Below are 15000 nucleotides of genomic sequence, written 5' to 3'. Positions count from 1 at the left end.
ACTGTAGGCGGGGCGCTCACACGACGTTCGAGTCCACCTCCGCGAAGTGGCAGGCCACCCGCTGCTCGCCGCCGCGCTGGATCAGCGCCGGTTCCTGCGTCGCGCAGATGTCCTGCGCCTTCCAGCACCGGGTGCGGAACCGGCAGCCGGACGGCGGGTTCAGCGGGCTGGGCACGTCGCCGGTGAGGATCACCCGCTCGCGGCGGCGCTCCTCCTGCGGGTCGGCGGTCGGCGCCGCCGACAGCAGCGCCTGGGTGTACGGGTGCATCGGCCGTTCGTAGATGTCGTCCCGGTCACCGACCTCGACGATCTTGCCCAGGTACATGACCGCGACCCGGTCGGAGATGTGCCGCACGACCGACAGGTCGTGGGCGATGAACATGTAGGCGAGGCCGAGCTGGTCCTGCAGGTCCTCCAGCAGGTTCACCACGCCCGCCTGGACGGAGACGTCGAGGGCGGAGACCGGCTCGTCGAGGACGAGCATCCGCGGCTCGAGGGCCAGCGCCCGGGCGATGCCGATGCGCTGGCGCTGGCCGCCGGAGAACTCGTGCGGGTAGCGGTTGCCGTGCTCGGGGTTGAGGCCGACGAGCTCGAGGAGCTCGGCCACCCTGGCCTTGCCCTGCTTGTCGTTGTCCCACCGGCCGTGGATGCGCAGCGGCTCGCCGACGATGTCGTTGACCGGCATCTTCGGGTTGAGCGAGGCGTACGGGTCCTGGAAGACGATCTGCAGCTCCTTGCGGACCGCCCGCATCTCCTTCGCGCCGAGGCCGACGAGCTCGGTGCCGTTGTAGCGCACGGACCCCGAGGTGGGTGTGTGCAGCTGGAGCACCGCCCGGCCGGTGGTCGACTTGCCGCAGCCGGACTCGCCGACGACGCCGAGGGTCTCCCCGGCGTCCACGTGGAAGGTCACGCCGGAGACGGCCTGCACCCAGCCGACGGTGCGCCGCAGCAGGCCGCCGCCCTTGACCGGGAAGTTCATCACCAGGTCCCGGACGTCGAGCAGGTGGTCCCGGTCGGGGTCGGCGCCGGCCGCCTGCGGGGAGGTGCCCGTGGTCTCCTGGACCGGAGTGCTCATCGCTTCGCCTCGCTCTCGGTGCGGAAGAAGGCGGTCGGGTCCTCGGCCTCGGCCATCTGGTCCCAGTGGTGGCAGGCGGCCGCGTGGTCGTGGTCGTCGGTCGGCGCCAGCGGTGGCTCGACCTCGCGGCAGATGTCGGTCGCCAGCGGGCAGCGCGGCTGGAAGGGGCAGCCGGACGGCAGGTTGATCAGCGACGGTGGGGCGCCCTTGATCGGGCGCAGCCGTTCGCTGTCGCCCTCCAGGGAGGGGATGGAGCCGAGCAGCCCGCCGGTGTACGGCATCCGCGGCCGGTAGAAGATGTCGTCCGTGCTGCCGAGCTCGACCGAGCGGCCGGCGTACATGACGAGCACCCGGTGGGCCATCCCGGCGACGACGCCGAGGTCGTGGGTGATGAGCACGATGGCCGCGTTGACGGCGTCCTTGACCTCGATGAGCTTCTCGAGGATCTGCGCCTGCACGGTGACGTCGAGCGCGGTCGTCGGCTCGTCAGCGATGATCACGTCAGGGTTGTTGATCACCGCCATCGCGATCATCGCGCGCTGGCGCATGCCGCCGGAGAACTCGTGCGGGTAGTTGCGCAGCCGCTGCTTCGGCTGCGGGATCCCGACGAGGTCGAGCATCTCCTCGGCGCGGCGCAGGGCGGCCTTCTTCGACACCACCTCGTGCGAGCGCACCGCCTCAGCGAGCTGGTCACCGACGCTGTAGACGGGGTTGAGCGCCGTCATGGGGTCCTGGAAGATCATCGCGATCTTCCGGCCCCGCAGGGCCCGCTGCTGCTTGGGCGACATCTGCAGGACGTCGTCCCCGCGGAACAGGATGCGGCCGGTGATCTGCGCGGACTTCGGCAGCAGGCCCATGACCGCCATCGAGGACACGGACTTGCCGGAGCCGGACTCGCCGACGATGCCGAGCACCTCCCGCTCGCGCAGCGAGTAGGAGACGCCGCGGACGGCCTTGACGACGCCGTCCTCGGTGGGGAACGACACCGACAGGTCCTCGACCCGCAGCAGCTCGTTCTCCGTGGGCGGGCGGATCGCCGAGGAGGTGCGGGACAGGTGGGCCACGCCGCTGCCCAGGGGGGTCTCGTAGGAGTCGGTCATCAGGCACGCACCCTGGTCTGTCGAGGATCGAAGGCGTCCCGCAGGCCGTCGCCGATGAAGTTCACCGACAGGGCGATGAGGACGATGAACACGCCGGGCCACCAGAACAGCCAGGGCCGGGTGGTGAACGCAGTCTGGTACTCGCTGATGAGCAGGCCGAGGGAGGTGTCGGGGGGCCGGACGCCGAAGCCGAGGTAGCTCAGCGCGGTCTCCAGCAGGATCGCCGAGGCGACGGTCAGCGTGGCGTTGACGATGATCACCCCGAGGGTGTTGGGCATGATGTGCCGGAAGATGATCCGCCTGCTGCTCGCTCCCATGGCGCGGGCGGCCTCGACGAACTCCTTCTCCCGCAGGGACAGGAACTCCCCGCGGACGAGGCGGGCGAGCGACGTCCAGACGATGAGTCCCAGCACGGTGGCGAAGACGTACAGCCCCAGCTCGCCGAACCGGCGCCCGAGGACCGCGGCGATGACCAGCGTCGGGATCGTGATCATGACGTCGGTGAACCGCATGAGCAGCGACTCGACCCAGCCCCGGAAGAACCCGGCGACCGCTCCGATGACGGAGCCGACGATGGTGGCGACGATGCCGACGACGATGGCCACCGTGATCGAGCGCTGCGCTCCCCGCATCGTCAGGGCGAAGTAGTCCTTGCCGACGTTGTCCTGCCCGAAGGGGTACTCCCCGATCGACACGCCGTCACCGTCGAGCCAGGGGACGAGGTCGAGGGTCGGCCGTCCGCCGTCCACGACCGGCGCGGTGCTGATGTAGTCCTTGTCCCACCAGCCGGGGATGCCGGCGAAGCCGATGGAGGTGTACGCGAGCAGCAGGACGAAGGCCAGCATGACCATGCCGACGAGGGCGCCACGGTGGCGGAGGAACCGCCGTCGCACGAGCTCGCCCTGGGAGCGGGCTTTGATCTGCAGACCGCTCGCGTCGTCGCGGGAGGTCCGCCGCGCGGCGCCGTCCTCGACGGTGACCGCCCGCTCGTCGGGGACGTTCTGTCCCGGTTCTTGTGCCATCAGGGGGTTTCCCTCTGTCGTCGGACCGGGTCTGGTGACCCGGTCAACCGGCTCGGACTAGGGCTCAGCTGAGCCGGATCCTCGGGTCGAGGAAGGCGTAGGTGATGTCGGCGATGAGGTTGAACACGACGACCGCGGTGCCGACGACGAGGAAGAAGCCCATCACCGGCGCCGGGTCCACGGCGTTGAGGCCGGTGAGGAACATGTTGCCCATTCCCCGCCAGCCGAACACGGTCTCGGTGATCACCGCGCCACCGAGCACGCTCGCGAAGTCGAAGGCCATCAACGTCGTCACCGGGATGAGGGCGTTGCGGAAGGCGTGCCGCATCACCACGGTGCGCTCGGTGAGCCCCTTGGAGCGCGCCGTCCGGACGTAGTCCTGGTTCATCACCTCCAGCATGCTGGCCCGGGTGTACCGCGTGTAGGTGGCGAACGAGATGAGGATCAGCGCCAGGCTGGGCAGGACGATGTGCGTCGCCGAGTCCAGGAACGTCTCCCAGAACGTGCCCTCGAAGTTGGGGGTGTTGGACCCGATGGTGGCGATCGGACGGCCACCGAGGCGGGCGGCGTAGTCCGGGAAGACGCGCAGCAGGTGGTCGACGAACCCGAGGACGCCCACGACGAACGCGACGAGGACCGAGGTCCGCACGGCCTGGTCGCGGTCCAGCCCGCCGAGCAACCAGCCGACGCCACCGGCCAGGGCCAGGTTCACCACCATGACGCCGAGCAGCAGCGGCCACGTCGGGTCCTCGAGCATGGGCAGGGTGACCAGGTAGACGACGAAAGCGACTCCGCCGGCCGCCAGGCCGGCGTACAGCACCGACCGGCGCTGGAGCCCGGCGGCGAGAGCGGTGAGCCCCACCGCCACCGCGACGGACAGCACGAGCATGACCGGGACGCCGAGCGACGGCTGGGCGAACCAGCGGACCGCGGACAGGTACGCCAGCAGGGCTCCGGTCGCGACGGCGGCGACGCCGAAGACGGTGATCCGGCGTCGCCACTGCCGGCCGCCGAGCAGGGCGGTCCAGAACAGGCCGCTCAGCACCGAGAGACCCACCAACCAGGACGGGGCGATCACCGGGTCACCGAGCCAGGTGTTGAGCTCGATGGCGCCGTACTCCTTGAGCAGGATCGCCACCCAGAAGATGGGCAGGGAGAAGAAGAGGAACGACACCAGGGTGATCGAGTAGTCGAACGCGGTGTACTGGCGCAGCGCGGAGACGATGCCGATGGTGACGCCGGTGATGATCGCCAGCAGGGTGGCGGCCACGACGAGCTGGAGCGTGGCGCTGAGCGCCTGGCCGAGCAGGGCCTCGACGTCCTGGCCCTGGATGTTGGTGCCGAGGGTCCCGTCGGCGAACGGCACGAGGTAGCCCAGCACCCCGACGAGCCAGGTCAGGTACCGCTGCGGGATCGGCTGGTCGAGGTTGAGCACCTCGGCGCGGGCAGCCATCCGGGCCTCGCGGTCGGCGACGTTCTGGATGCCGTACAGGTCCTCGAACGGGTCGCCGGACAGGGAGACCAGCGTGTACATGATGAACGTCGCCACGAGGAGCACGAAGAAGGAGACGATCAGCCTCCGCACGATGAAGACGACCACGCGTTCCTCCTGGTCGTGACGCCCGGGAGCGGGCGACGCAGGTCCGGCCCGGGGTGACGGGCGCTGCCAAGGGTGCGGCCCGCCGGTGGGCGGGCGCTGCGGACAGAGCGTACGAGGTGACTCAGACCGTAGGACAGGGGGCCGGGAGACTGGGCTCCCGGCCCCCTGTCACTGGTCGGTGACGACCGTACTACGGCTGCGTCAGCCGGCGGTGGTGTCCCACTCGTGCATGTTCCAGGTGACCTGGGTCTGCGACGGCTGGAACTTCACGCCCGAGACGTCGCTGGAGTGCGCCACGACACCCGGGAAGGCGAACAGCGGGATCGTCGCCAGGTCCTCCCACAGGATCGTCTCGATCTGCTTGATCAGCTCCAGCTGGGCGTCGGGGTCCGGGGTCGTGTTGAGCTCGGCGATGAGCGCGTCGACCTCGGGGTTGGAGTACTTGCCGTTGTTGTTGCCGCCACCGGTCTCGAAGGTGGAGGAGGAGCCGGTGACCAGCGGCGAGCCCGCCCACGCGAACAGGGCCACGTCGAAGTTACCCGCTGCCAGGCCGTTGCCGAAGAAGTCCTCCTGGCCGGCGTCCTGGATGTCGAAGCCCGCCTCGTTGCACGAGGAGCGGATGAGGTCGACCGCGTTGGTACGACGCTGGTTCGGCGTCTGGTAGCCGATCCGGACCGTCGTGCCGGTGAGGTCGTTCTCCTCGAGGATGGTGCGGGCCTCCTCGACGTTCGCCTCGTCGTAGCCGCCCGGGTACGAGGAGCTCACGACGTCCTCGTAGTTCGGGCCGAACGGGAACTCGTACCGCGAGTTCATCACCACGGCGTTGGCGTTCACCGGCTTGATCAGGTTGTCGACGATCAGCTGGCGCGGGACGCACAGGGCGAACGCGCGACGCAGGTTCTCGTCGGCCATCGCGCCGGCGAAGTTCGGGTCGAGGTGCTCGTAGGTGTACTCGTCACCCTGGATGATCGTCACCTGGTCGCCAAGGCCCTCGAGCTGGGAGACCACGTCCGGGTTCGGCTGCGGCTCGGCCACCTGGATCTCACCGTTGGCGAGCGCCTGGGCCTGGCCCTCCTGCGGGATGAAGCGGATGACGATGTTCTTGACCTTGGCCGGGGTGCCCCACCAGTTCTCGTTGGCGGTGAGGGTCAGCGACTGGCCGGCCTGCCACGAGTCCAGCATGTAGGGGCCCGCGGACGGGGTGATGGCCGGGTCGATCTCGCCCGGGTTGAACACCCAGCCGGTGTTGTAGAACTCAGCAGCGGCGGCCAGAGCCTCCTGGTCGTCGTTCTGGATGGCGTCGATGAGGTCGATGCCACCGGCCTGCTCCTCCACGACGTGCGCGGGCAGGAAGCTGCCGTAGTTCCCCTGCCAGTCGGCGAACGGCTCGTCGTAGACGACCTCGATCTCCTTGTCGCCGTCGGCGCACTGCGGCTTCTGCTGGATGTCGTAGCCGGTGGTGCCGGCGGTGGAGAACAGCAGGCCCTCCTCGCCGGTGTCCGGGTCGGTCTCACCGGTCGTGTAGGTGCCGGAGTTGGCGGCCCAGACGAGCAGGAAGTCGTCGCAGTCGATCGGCTCGCCGTCGGACCAGACGGCCTCGTCGGCGAAGGTGTAGCGGACCGTCATCGGGTCCTCGGAGACGAGCTCGTAGGTGCCGAACTCGGTGTCCGGGGTGACGGAGCCGTCCTCACCGAAGAACCAGAAGCCCCGCAGGACCTGGTTGAGGACGACGGTGTTCTTGACCGCGTTCTCCTCGGCGGTGTTGTTGTTGTAGGAGCCGAACTCCTGCTCGTGCGCCACGGTGATCGTGGCGTCCTTCGTCTCGCCGCTGGCACCGGTGTCGCCGTCGGTGGCGGTCTCGGTGGCCTCGGTGTCGGTGCCGGTGTCGCCGTCGTCGGTGGCGCAGGCGGAGAGCGCCAGCGAGCCGCCGACCAGCAGCGCCAGGAACTTGGCGCCCTTGCGCGATGTGCTCAAGGTGTGGGTCCTCCCTCGTGAAGTCGCACGTGACCGGCCCGGGGATCTCCTCGGTACGGTCGAGGGCGCGCGTTCGAGCGCCGTCGTGCTGTGGGACGGGCCTAAACGAACACCATCCGGACGCATGCGGCAAGGACCCGCGAGGGGGTGTTACCGAGATGAGACCGACCCGAGACGTGTCCGCGAGTCGAGACGGCGCAGCTGACCGCTGCGGCTCGCACCCCACGTCATGCCCGCACGACGTGGCCGCGGCGGCCCTCACCCCACGCCATGCCCGCACGACGGGGGGTGAAGGGCCGCCGCGGCGGGCCTTCGAGTCGCTCGATCAGCGGCAGGTGATCGCCCAGGTGCCGTCGGCCTCGGGCTTGGCGGGGTGCTGGACGTTGACGTAGAGCGTCCGCGGGTCCTTGCCGAAGTAGATCCCGGTGCCCTCGGCTCCCGGGTCCTTCAGCGAGGCGAACAGCTCGACGTCGTCGGCGACGCCGCTCGTGCTCTTGTCGTGCTTGCTCGCCACCCAGATGTCGCTGGGGACGTTGTCCTCGACGATGAACAGCTGACCGTTAGTGCTGCTGGCCAGGTTGTCCGGGCCGTTGAAGCCGGTGGTCGCCGTCGCGCGGTCCTCGACCGGCACGTTCACTCCGGCTCCCACGAACGTAGTGAGCACCTCGGTCTTGAGGTCGATCGCGACGACCCGGTCCTCGGTGGTGTTGGCGACGTAGAGCGTGTTGCCGATGAGCTCGACGTCCTCCGGACGACCGAAGCCGGTGGCGTTGACGTCGTCGGCAGCCTGCTCGGCGTCCACCACGGCGGTCGCCATGTCCAGCGGCACCCACTCGTACGGTCCGACGCGGTCGGCCAGGACCGCCGTCTCCTCGGCGTACTCCTGCTCGTCCTCGGCCAGGTCGGTCAGCCGGAGGGCGTAGAGCTGGCCGTCGGACAAGTCGCCGCGGGTGGTCGGCACGAAGCGGTAGATCGAACCGCCGTTGAGCTCGTCGATGACGTACACGCTGCCCTGCTCGTCGACGCCGATGCCCTCGTGGCGCATGATGCCGACCTCAGGGCGCTCCTCGACGCGGAGGACCTGCGAGGGGTCCTTGGGGTCGAGGAACGCCTCGAACAGCCGGCCACCGGCCGTCTCCTCGGCGAACAGCAGGGTGCCCCAGGGGGTCCACCGCAGCCCGTCCAGCCGGCGGTAGCCCTCGTCCTGGACGAGGACCTTGGCCTCGCCGGTCCGCAGGTCCACCACCGACAGCGAGCCGTTGCTGCCGACCTCGTGCGTGCGGTACAGGTAGCGCCCGGCGTACTTGCCGGTCTCGTTGAGGGTGTTCATGTCGGTGAGGTCGTCGACCCCTGGATAGATGTCCAGAACGGTCTCGTCGGCGACCAGCCGCTGGGTGCAGGTGTCCGGGACGACGAACGGTTCGGTCCATTCGGCGGTCTGGTCGGCGTAGGCGGAGCCTGAGATCGGTTCGACGTCGAACGGGCCGTTGGCGGCGGCCGGAGCGGCCATGCCGAGCAGTGCGACGCCGGCGGCGCCGGCGGCGAGGGCGGGCTTGAACACGGTTCCTCCACGGAGGTCGAGCGGTGGATGAGCAGGACGGTCCGGACGCTAGGAGGCCGTGGTGAACCGCTGGACAACCACGCGTGGCGACTGCGCTGGCTCCGGTCGACGAATCGGCAGCACCACCACGTCGAGCCCGCCGCGGCCTTGCCCGACCACCTCACCGGGCAGTCACAAGAGGATCGCTGCGATGCATCGGTGCATCAGGGGGTGGTTCGATCTCGCCAGTAGCCGGGTCGCCGTTTGACGTGAGCCACGGCCACGATTGTCAGCACGTCGTGATCAACGATGTACACGACCCGGTAGGGAAAGCCGGTCACGCCCTTCGACCGCACCACCGGCTCACGCCGCCAACCAGGCCACGTCGCCCACGCCGCGGGGTCATCCGCGGCGACGTCGATGAGCACGGACCGCTCCCGCAAAGCGGCCACCTACGCCAGCCTCACGGGCGTCGTACCACTCGACATCAGCCATGAACTCGGCCCGGGCTTCCGGGTGGAAGCTGAAGGCGAGGGTCATGCGTCGTGCGCGACCGGACGTGCCGCAATGTCGGCGAACACCTGCTCACCGGGAATGGCCGCGACCTTGGCGCTCACGATGTCGTCCACGCGAGACGAGAGTTCGTTCGTCCACGCCTCCTCGATCGAGTCGTCATCGACGACCTCGACCGACTCGAGTAGCCGGAGGGCAACGTCCTTGCGCACCGAGGGAGGCAGGGCAAGGCCCGCCTCGTAGAACTCCGATGCGCTCAGCGGCATGCCCTCAAACTACTCCAGCCGTGACGCTGGCGCAGGAACCAGACCGCGCAGACGATCCGCGGGCACAGTGTGGTGGCGGCGTGCCTCCACGGAGGCCGAGCACTGTCGCCTGCTGACACCGGGCGAGCGGAGTCAGCGCCACGGCAGCTCCCAGATCACGGGGACCGCCGGGCCGCTGCGCACGTTGTCCAGGAACCCGGAGGGGACGGCGAACTCCCCAGGCGTGAGGATCGCCGGGTGCACGGGACGGTGCACAGCGGCCTCGACCCGGGTGCACGCCTCGTAGACCGCGCTCAGCTCATCGCCGGGAGCAACAATGTGGACAGCAGGCGTGCCTGACCGTCCGACCGGGAGATCGGAGCGAGGAGCGGCGCCTCAGTTCTCATATAGCCGAGATGATCCTCCACTAAATAGATGGTCAACGGCCATTCCGGCTCAGCACCAGAAGATGAGGTCGCCGCTGGTTCCGATGTGGTCGCGGAGCACCTGGACAGCTGCGCAACGCGCCGGCTCAGACGTTGAAGCGGAACTCCACGACGTCCCCGTCGGCCATGACGTAGTCCTTGCCCTCGATGCGCACCTTGCCCCGGGCCCGGGCCTCGGCCATCGACCCGGCCTCGACGAGGTCCTCGTAGGAGACCACCTCGGCCTTGATGAACCCCCGCTGGAAGTCGGTGTGGATCACCCCGGCCGCCTGGGGCGCCGTCCAGCCTCTCCGGATGGTCCAGGCGCGGGCCTCCTTGGGGCCGGCGGTGAGGTACGTCTGCAGGCCGAGGGTGGCGAACCCGACCCGGGCCAGCTGGTCCAGCCCTGACTCCTCCTGGCCCGTGCTGGCGAGCAGCTCGGCGGCCTCCTGCGGCTCCAACTCGGTGAGCTCTGCCTCCAGCTTCGCGTCGAGGAAGATCGCCTCGGCCGGTGCGACGAGCGCCTGCAGCCGCTCGCGCAGCGCCTGGTCGGCCAGGCCCTCCTGGTCGACGTTGAAGACGTAGATGAACGGCTTCGTCGTCAGCAGGGACAGCTCGCGCAGCGGCTCGAGGTCGAGCTCGGCGGACGCGGCGGCGAGGGTCCGGCCCTCCTCGAGCACGCGCTGGGCGGCGAGCGCGGCGTCGAGCACCGCCCGGTCGGTCCGCTTGCCCTTGACCTCCTTCTCCAGTCGCGGCAGCGCCTTCTCCAGGGTCTGCAGGTCGGCGAGGACGAGCTCGGTGTTGATCGTCTCGATGTCCGACCGGGGGTCGACGCGGCCCTCGACGTGGACGACGTCCGGGTCCTCGAACGCCCGGATCACCTGGCAGACGGCGTCGGCCTCGCGGATGTTCGCCAGGAACTTGTTGCCGAGCCCCTCCCCCTCGCTCGCGCCGCGGACGATGCCGGCGATGTCGACGAACGACACCGTCGCCGGCATGACGCGGGCGCTGCCGAAGATCTCGGCGAGCCGGTCGAGCCGGGGGTCGGGCAGCGGGACGACGCCGACGTTCGGCTCGATCGTCGCGAAGGGGTAGTTCGCGGCGAGCACCGAGTTCCGGGTGAGCGCGTTGAACAGGGTGGACTTGCCGACGTTAGGCAGGCCGACGATGCCGATGGTGAGAGCCACGGGACGCAGAGCCTACGTGCCCGCGGGCGGCTACCGGCCCGCGGTCCGGGCCGGCCGCAGCTCGCGCGGCAGCGAGAACAGCAGGTCCTCCTCGGCGGTGCGCACCTCGTGGACGTCGCCGAAGCCGCGGGCGGCGAGCCAGTCCAGGACGTCGCGGACGAGGATCTCCGGCACCGACGCCCCGGAGGTCACCCCGACGGTGCTGACCCCCTCCAGCCAGGCGTCCTGGAGCTCCGCGGCCCGGTCCACCCGCCGGGCGGCTCGTGCCCCGTGGTCGAGGGCGACCTCGACCAGACGCACCGAGTTCGAGGAGTTCGCCGAGCCGACGACGATGACGAGGTCGGCCTCGGGCGCGATCTTCTTGACGGCGACCTGGCGGTTCTGGGTCGCGTAGCAGATGTCGTCGCTCGGGGGGTCCTGCAGCGCCGGGAACCGCTCGCGCAACCGCCGCACGGTCTCCATCGTCTCGTCGACGCTCAACGTCGTCTGGGACAGCCACACAACCCGCTCGGGGTCGCGGACCGTGACCTTGTCGACGTCGTCCGGGCCGTCGACGAGCTGGACGTGCTCGGGCGCCTCCCCCGCGGTGCCCTCCACCTCCTCGTGCCCCTGGTGGCCGATGAGCAGGATGTCGACGTCGTCCCGGGCGAACCGGACCGCCTCCCGGTGCACCTTCGTCACCAACGGGCAGGTGGCGTCGATCGTGCGCAGCCCGCGCGCCTCGGCCTGCGCGTGGACGGCCGGAGACACGCCGTGCGCGGAGAAGATCACCAGAGCCCCCTCGGGCACCTGGTCGGTCTCCTCGACGAACACCGCCCCGCGTTCGCTGAGCGTCTGCACGACGTACTTGTTGTGGACGATCTCCTTGCGGACGTACACCGGGGCGCCGTGCAGCTCCAGGGCCTTCTCGACCGCGACGACGGCGCGGTCCACGCCGGCGCAGTAGCCGCGGGGGGCCGCGAGCAGCACCCGTCGCGTGGTTCCGTCGGTCGAGGCAGTCACCCACCCATCGTAGGTTGACCCGGTGAGCACCGCTCCCCGCCCCGACGCGCCCCGCCGGGTCCCCGCCACCGCCGCCCAGACCTCGGCGGAGCACCCGTGGCCGGTCCGGCTGCTGACGGCGAAGATGACCGAGTACGTCAACCGGATGCCGCCGGTGTGGGTCGAGGGGCAGGTCGTGCAGCTGACCCGGCGTCCCGGTGCGAGCACCTGCTACCTGACCCTGCGGGACACCGACGTCGACATGTCCCTGCCGGTGACCGCGGGCACCCGGCTGCTCGACGCCCTACCGGTGCAGCTGGAGCCCGGCGCCCGGGTCGTGGTGCGGGCCAAGCCGGAGTTCTGGCCGAAGCGGGGAGTGCTGCAGCTGACCGCCGGGGAGATCCGCCCGGTCGGGGTCGGTGAGCTGCTCGCCCGCATCGAGTACCTCAAGCGGGTGCTGGCCGCCGAAGGTCTCCTCGACCCCGCCCGCCGCCGGCCGCTGCCGTTCCTGCCCCGGGTCGTCGGGCTGGTCTGCGGCCGCGCCAGCGCCGCCGAGCGGGACGTGGTGGTCACGGCCAGGCGCCGCTGGCCGGGGGTGCGGTTCGAGGTCCGCCAGGTCGTCGTCCAGGGCCCGGACGCCGTGCCGCAGGTGACCGCGGCGCTCGCCGAGCTCGACGCGCTGCCCGAGGTCGACGTCATCGTGCTCGCCCGGGGCGGCGGCTCCCTGGAGGACCTGCTGCCGTTCAGCAACGAGACCCTGGTCCGGGCGGTGGCCGCTTGCCGCACCCCCGTGGTCAGCGCGATCGGCCACGAGGTGGACTCCCCGCTGGTCGACCTCGTCGCCGACGTGCGCGCCTCCACCCCCACGGACGCCGGCCGCCGGGTGGTCCCCGCGGTCGCCGAGGAGCTGGCCGGGCTGGCGCACACCCGCGACCGGCTGCGCCGGGCCGTGCGCCACCGGCTGGACGTCGAGGGCGACCGGCTCACCGCGCTGCGCAGCCGCCCGGCCCTCGCCGACCCCTACCGGGGGATCACCGAGCGCGCCGAGCAGATCCGAGCAGGGCGGGAGCGGGCCCGCCGGGCGCTGTCGGTCCGGCTCGACCGGGCCGGCGACGAGGTGCGGCACCTGTCGGGGGCTGTGCGGACGCTGTCGCCGGCATCGACGCTGCAGCGCGGCTACGCGGTGGTGCAGCGCGCCGACGGGCACGTCGTCCGCTCCCCGGCCGAGGTCTCCCCCGGCGACCGGCTGCGGGTCCGGCTGGCAGAGGGCGAGATCGGCGCGCAGGTCACCGAGCCGGCCGGAGAGACGTCCTAGGGTGGTCGCCGTGAGCGAACGCACCGGCACCGGGGACGCCGCGGACGACGTCGCCGACCTCGGCTACGAGCAGGCCCGCGACGAGCTGGTCGAGGTGGTTCGTCGCCTGGAGGCCGGCGGCGGCACGCTCGAGGAGTCCCTGGCGCTGTGGGAGCGCGGCGAGGCGCTGGCGGCCCGGTGCGAGCAGTGGCTGGACGGTGCCCGGCGGCGGCTCGACGCGGCCATCGCCGCTGGGGACGCGGACGACACTGTGGAGGACGACACCGTGGCCGGTGACGGCGCCCCGCGAGAGGACTGACCGCTCAGCCGACCAGTCCGGCGAGCAGGACCAGCTCGTCCATCGTCGCGGTCCCGGTGACCACCGTCGTGCGCGGCCCGTCGTCCAGCACGAGGCTGCGCCGGCGGCCGTCCTCGGACAGCCGCTCGCTCCACGTCCGACCTGTGACCACCTGGGTGCCGACCTCGGTACCGCGGGCGGTCGTCGCCTCCAGCCACTGGGGCGTCGCCGCGTCGGTGACCTCCAGGCCCGCGTACTCCCCGGAGCCGGTGACGTAGCCGACGTGGAACGTCGGCACCTCGGCGGGGCCACGCTCCCGGTAGCGGGCGTCGTTGGGCCGCCAGTCCTCGGGCACCGCGGGGACCGCGACGTCGAGGCCGGCGGTCCGGGCGACCTCGACCGCGCCCGCGACGTCCACCGGCTGGCGCAGCGGCTCGGCCGGCCGGGGCAGCAGCAGGACGAGCGCCGCCACGGCGACGCCGACGACGGCCAGGGACCGGAGCATGTCGGCGACGGTCTGCCGGCCCCGCCGCGGCGGGGCCGCCGTACCCGTCGTGGGCTGGCCCGTCGTGGCCTGACCCGTCGGCGACTCGTTCACCCCGGCATGGTGCCACCGCCGCCGATAGCATCGCCACGGACCCGACACCGAGCCGTCCTGGTACCGAGCCGACCTGGTACCGAGCCGACCTGATACCGAGCCGAGGAGTCAGCGCATGCCCGAGACCGTCGTCCCCGCCGAGCCGGCCGTCGACCCGCGGGTGCCGGACCGCAACCTCGGCCTGGAGCTCGTCCGGGTGACCGAGGCGGCCGCGATGACGGCCGGCCGCTGGGTCGGGCGCGGTGACAAGAACGGCGCGGACGGCGCGGCGGTCGAGGCGATGCGGGCCCTCATCGCCACCGTCGAGATGCGGGGCACGGTGGTCATCGGCGAGGGCGAGAAGGACGACGCCCCGATGCTGTTCAACGGCGAGCAGGTCGGCGACGGCACCGGGCCGGAGTGCGACGTCGCGGTCGACCCGATCGACGGGACCCGGCTCGCCGCGATGGGGATGAACAACGCGCTGTCGGTCCTGGCGGTCTCCGAACGCGGCTCGATGTTCGACCCGAGCGCGGTCTTCTACATGGAGAAGCTCGCCACCGGACCGGAGGGCGCCGAGGTCGTCGACATCCGCCTGCCGGTAGGGGAGAACATCCGCCGGCTCGCCAAGGCCAAGGGCGGCAGCGCGGACGACGTGACGGTCGTCATGCTCGACCGGCCCCGCCACGAGCAGCTCGCCCGCGAGGTCCGGGACGCCGGCGCCCGGATCGAGTTCATCACCGACGGGGACGTGGCGGGGGCGATCATGGCCGCCCGGGAGGGGACCGGCGTCGACCTCATGCTGGGGATCGGCGGCACGCCCGAGGGGATCATCGCCGCGTGCGCCCTCAAGTGCATGGGCGGGGTGATCCAGGGCCGGCTCTGGCCGCGGGACGACGCCGAGCGGCGCAAGGCCCTGGACGCCGGCCACGACCTCGACCGGGTCCTGCTCACCGACGACCTCGTCCGCGGCGACAACTGCTACTTCGTCGGCACCGGCATCACCGACGGCAACCTGCTCAAGGGCGTGCGCTACCGGCGCGGCACGATCACCACCCAGTCGATCGTCATGCGCTCCAAGTCCGGGACGATCCGGCTCGTCGAGGCCGAGCACCAGGTGCGCAAGCTGGCGGCCTTCTCCTCGGTGGACTTCGGCGGGTGGCGCTGAG

Annotated in this window: 15 protein-coding genes; 3 read left to right on the top strand and 12 right to left on the bottom strand. The window is 71.0% G+C overall.

Annotated elements, in window-relative coordinates; all coding sequences use genetic code 11:
* Positions 1 to 16: 16 nt before the first annotated feature.
* From ACFP6A_RS04710 to ACFP6A_RS04660, 11 genes are all read right to left on the bottom strand, one after another.
* On the bottom strand, positions 17 to 1075 hold the full coding sequence (locus ACFP6A_RS04710; RefSeq protein ID WP_379601938.1) for an ABC transporter ATP-binding protein: 1059 nt from the start codon (positions 1073 to 1075) through the stop codon (positions 17 to 19).
* Entirely contained in the window at positions 1072 to 2175 is a 1104-nt protein-coding gene (locus tag ACFP6A_RS04705; RefSeq protein ID WP_379601937.1) for an ABC transporter ATP-binding protein, read from the bottom strand. The genes ACFP6A_RS04710 and ACFP6A_RS04705 overlap by 4 nt, the downstream gene beginning before the upstream one ends.
* Positions 2175 to 3197, bottom strand: coding sequence for an ABC transporter permease (locus ACFP6A_RS04700; RefSeq protein WP_379601935.1), 1023 nt, complete (start codon positions 3195 to 3197; stop codon positions 2175 to 2177). The genes ACFP6A_RS04705 and ACFP6A_RS04700 overlap by 1 nt, the downstream gene beginning before the upstream one ends.
* Before the next feature lie 64 nt (positions 3198 to 3261).
* Complete coding sequence (locus ACFP6A_RS04695) at positions 3262 to 4797, bottom strand: ABC transporter permease (RefSeq protein ID WP_379601933.1); 1536 nt, start codon at positions 4795 to 4797, stop codon at positions 3262 to 3264.
* A 201-nt stretch (positions 4798 to 4998) separates the two neighbouring features.
* Positions 4999 to 6771 (bottom strand): ABC transporter family substrate-binding protein, encoded by a 1773-nt coding sequence (locus tag ACFP6A_RS04690; protein WP_379601932.1) that lies wholly within the window; start codon positions 6769 to 6771, stop codon positions 4999 to 5001.
* Positions 6772 to 7096: 325 nt separating this feature from the next.
* Positions 7097 to 8332, bottom strand: a complete 1236-nt coding sequence (locus ACFP6A_RS04685; protein ID WP_379601930.1) for an alkaline phosphatase PhoX — start codon at positions 8330 to 8332, stop codon at positions 7097 to 7099.
* A gap of 203 nt (positions 8333 to 8535) precedes the next feature.
* Complete coding sequence (locus ACFP6A_RS04680) at positions 8536 to 8739, bottom strand: hypothetical protein (RefSeq protein WP_379601928.1); 204 nt, start codon at positions 8737 to 8739, stop codon at positions 8536 to 8538.
* A 108-nt stretch (positions 8740 to 8847) separates the two neighbouring features.
* Positions 8848 to 9090, bottom strand: a complete 243-nt coding sequence (locus ACFP6A_RS04675) for an addiction module protein (protein WP_379601927.1) — start codon at positions 9088 to 9090, stop codon at positions 8848 to 8850.
* A gap of 132 nt (positions 9091 to 9222) precedes the next feature.
* On the bottom strand, positions 9223 to 9345 hold the full coding sequence (locus tag ACFP6A_RS04670; protein WP_379601926.1) for a hypothetical protein: 123 nt from the start codon (positions 9343 to 9345) through the stop codon (positions 9223 to 9225).
* 256 nt (positions 9346 to 9601) lie between these two features.
* Positions 9602 to 10681 carry a redox-regulated ATPase YchF gene (gene ychF / locus ACFP6A_RS04665; RefSeq protein WP_379601924.1) on the bottom strand — a complete coding sequence of 360 codons (1080 nt, stop codon included), beginning with the start codon at positions 10679 to 10681 and terminating at the stop codon, positions 9602 to 9604.
* Between the two features lie 30 nt (positions 10682 to 10711).
* Complete coding sequence (locus ACFP6A_RS04660) at positions 10712 to 11713, bottom strand: 4-hydroxy-3-methylbut-2-enyl diphosphate reductase (protein ID WP_379601923.1); 1002 nt, start codon at positions 11711 to 11713, stop codon at positions 10712 to 10714.
* Here ACFP6A_RS04660 and xseA point away from each other — a divergent pair.
* Both xseA and ACFP6A_RS04650 read left to right on the top strand, forming a co-directional pair.
* Positions 11706 to 12977, top strand: coding sequence for an exodeoxyribonuclease VII large subunit (xseA, locus tag ACFP6A_RS04655; protein WP_379601922.1), 1272 nt, complete (start codon positions 11706 to 11708; stop codon positions 12975 to 12977). The genes ACFP6A_RS04660 and xseA overlap by 8 nt on opposite strands.
* A 10-nt stretch (positions 12978 to 12987) precedes the next feature.
* Positions 12988 to 13275, top strand: coding sequence for an exodeoxyribonuclease VII small subunit (locus tag ACFP6A_RS04650; protein ID WP_379601920.1), 288 nt, complete (start codon positions 12988 to 12990; stop codon positions 13273 to 13275).
* Positions 13276 to 13279: 4 nt separating this feature from the next.
* Here the strand turns inward: ACFP6A_RS04650 and ACFP6A_RS04645 are convergent, their stop codons facing one another.
* Complete coding sequence (locus tag ACFP6A_RS04645; RefSeq protein ID WP_379601918.1) at positions 13280 to 13852, bottom strand: DUF4245 domain-containing protein; 573 nt, start codon at positions 13850 to 13852, stop codon at positions 13280 to 13282.
* Between the two features lie 115 nt (positions 13853 to 13967).
* On the opposite strand from ACFP6A_RS04645, the gene glpX reads away from it, so the two are divergent.
* The gene (gene glpX, locus ACFP6A_RS04640) at positions 13968 to 14999 is read left to right on the top strand and encodes a class II fructose-bisphosphatase (RefSeq protein WP_379601917.1); all 1032 of its coding nucleotides are present in this window, start codon (positions 13968 to 13970) and stop codon (positions 14997 to 14999) included.
* Position 15000: the final 1 nt, after the last annotated feature.

It is taken from the genome of Quadrisphaera sp. GCM10027208 (genome assembly GCF_042658805.1).
Taxonomy (GTDB): domain Bacteria; phylum Actinomycetota; class Actinomycetes; order Actinomycetales; family SCSIO-59966; genus SCSIO-59966.
Note: the sequence above shows the minus strand (reverse complement) of the source record. Positions and strands in the feature narration are given on the sequence as shown.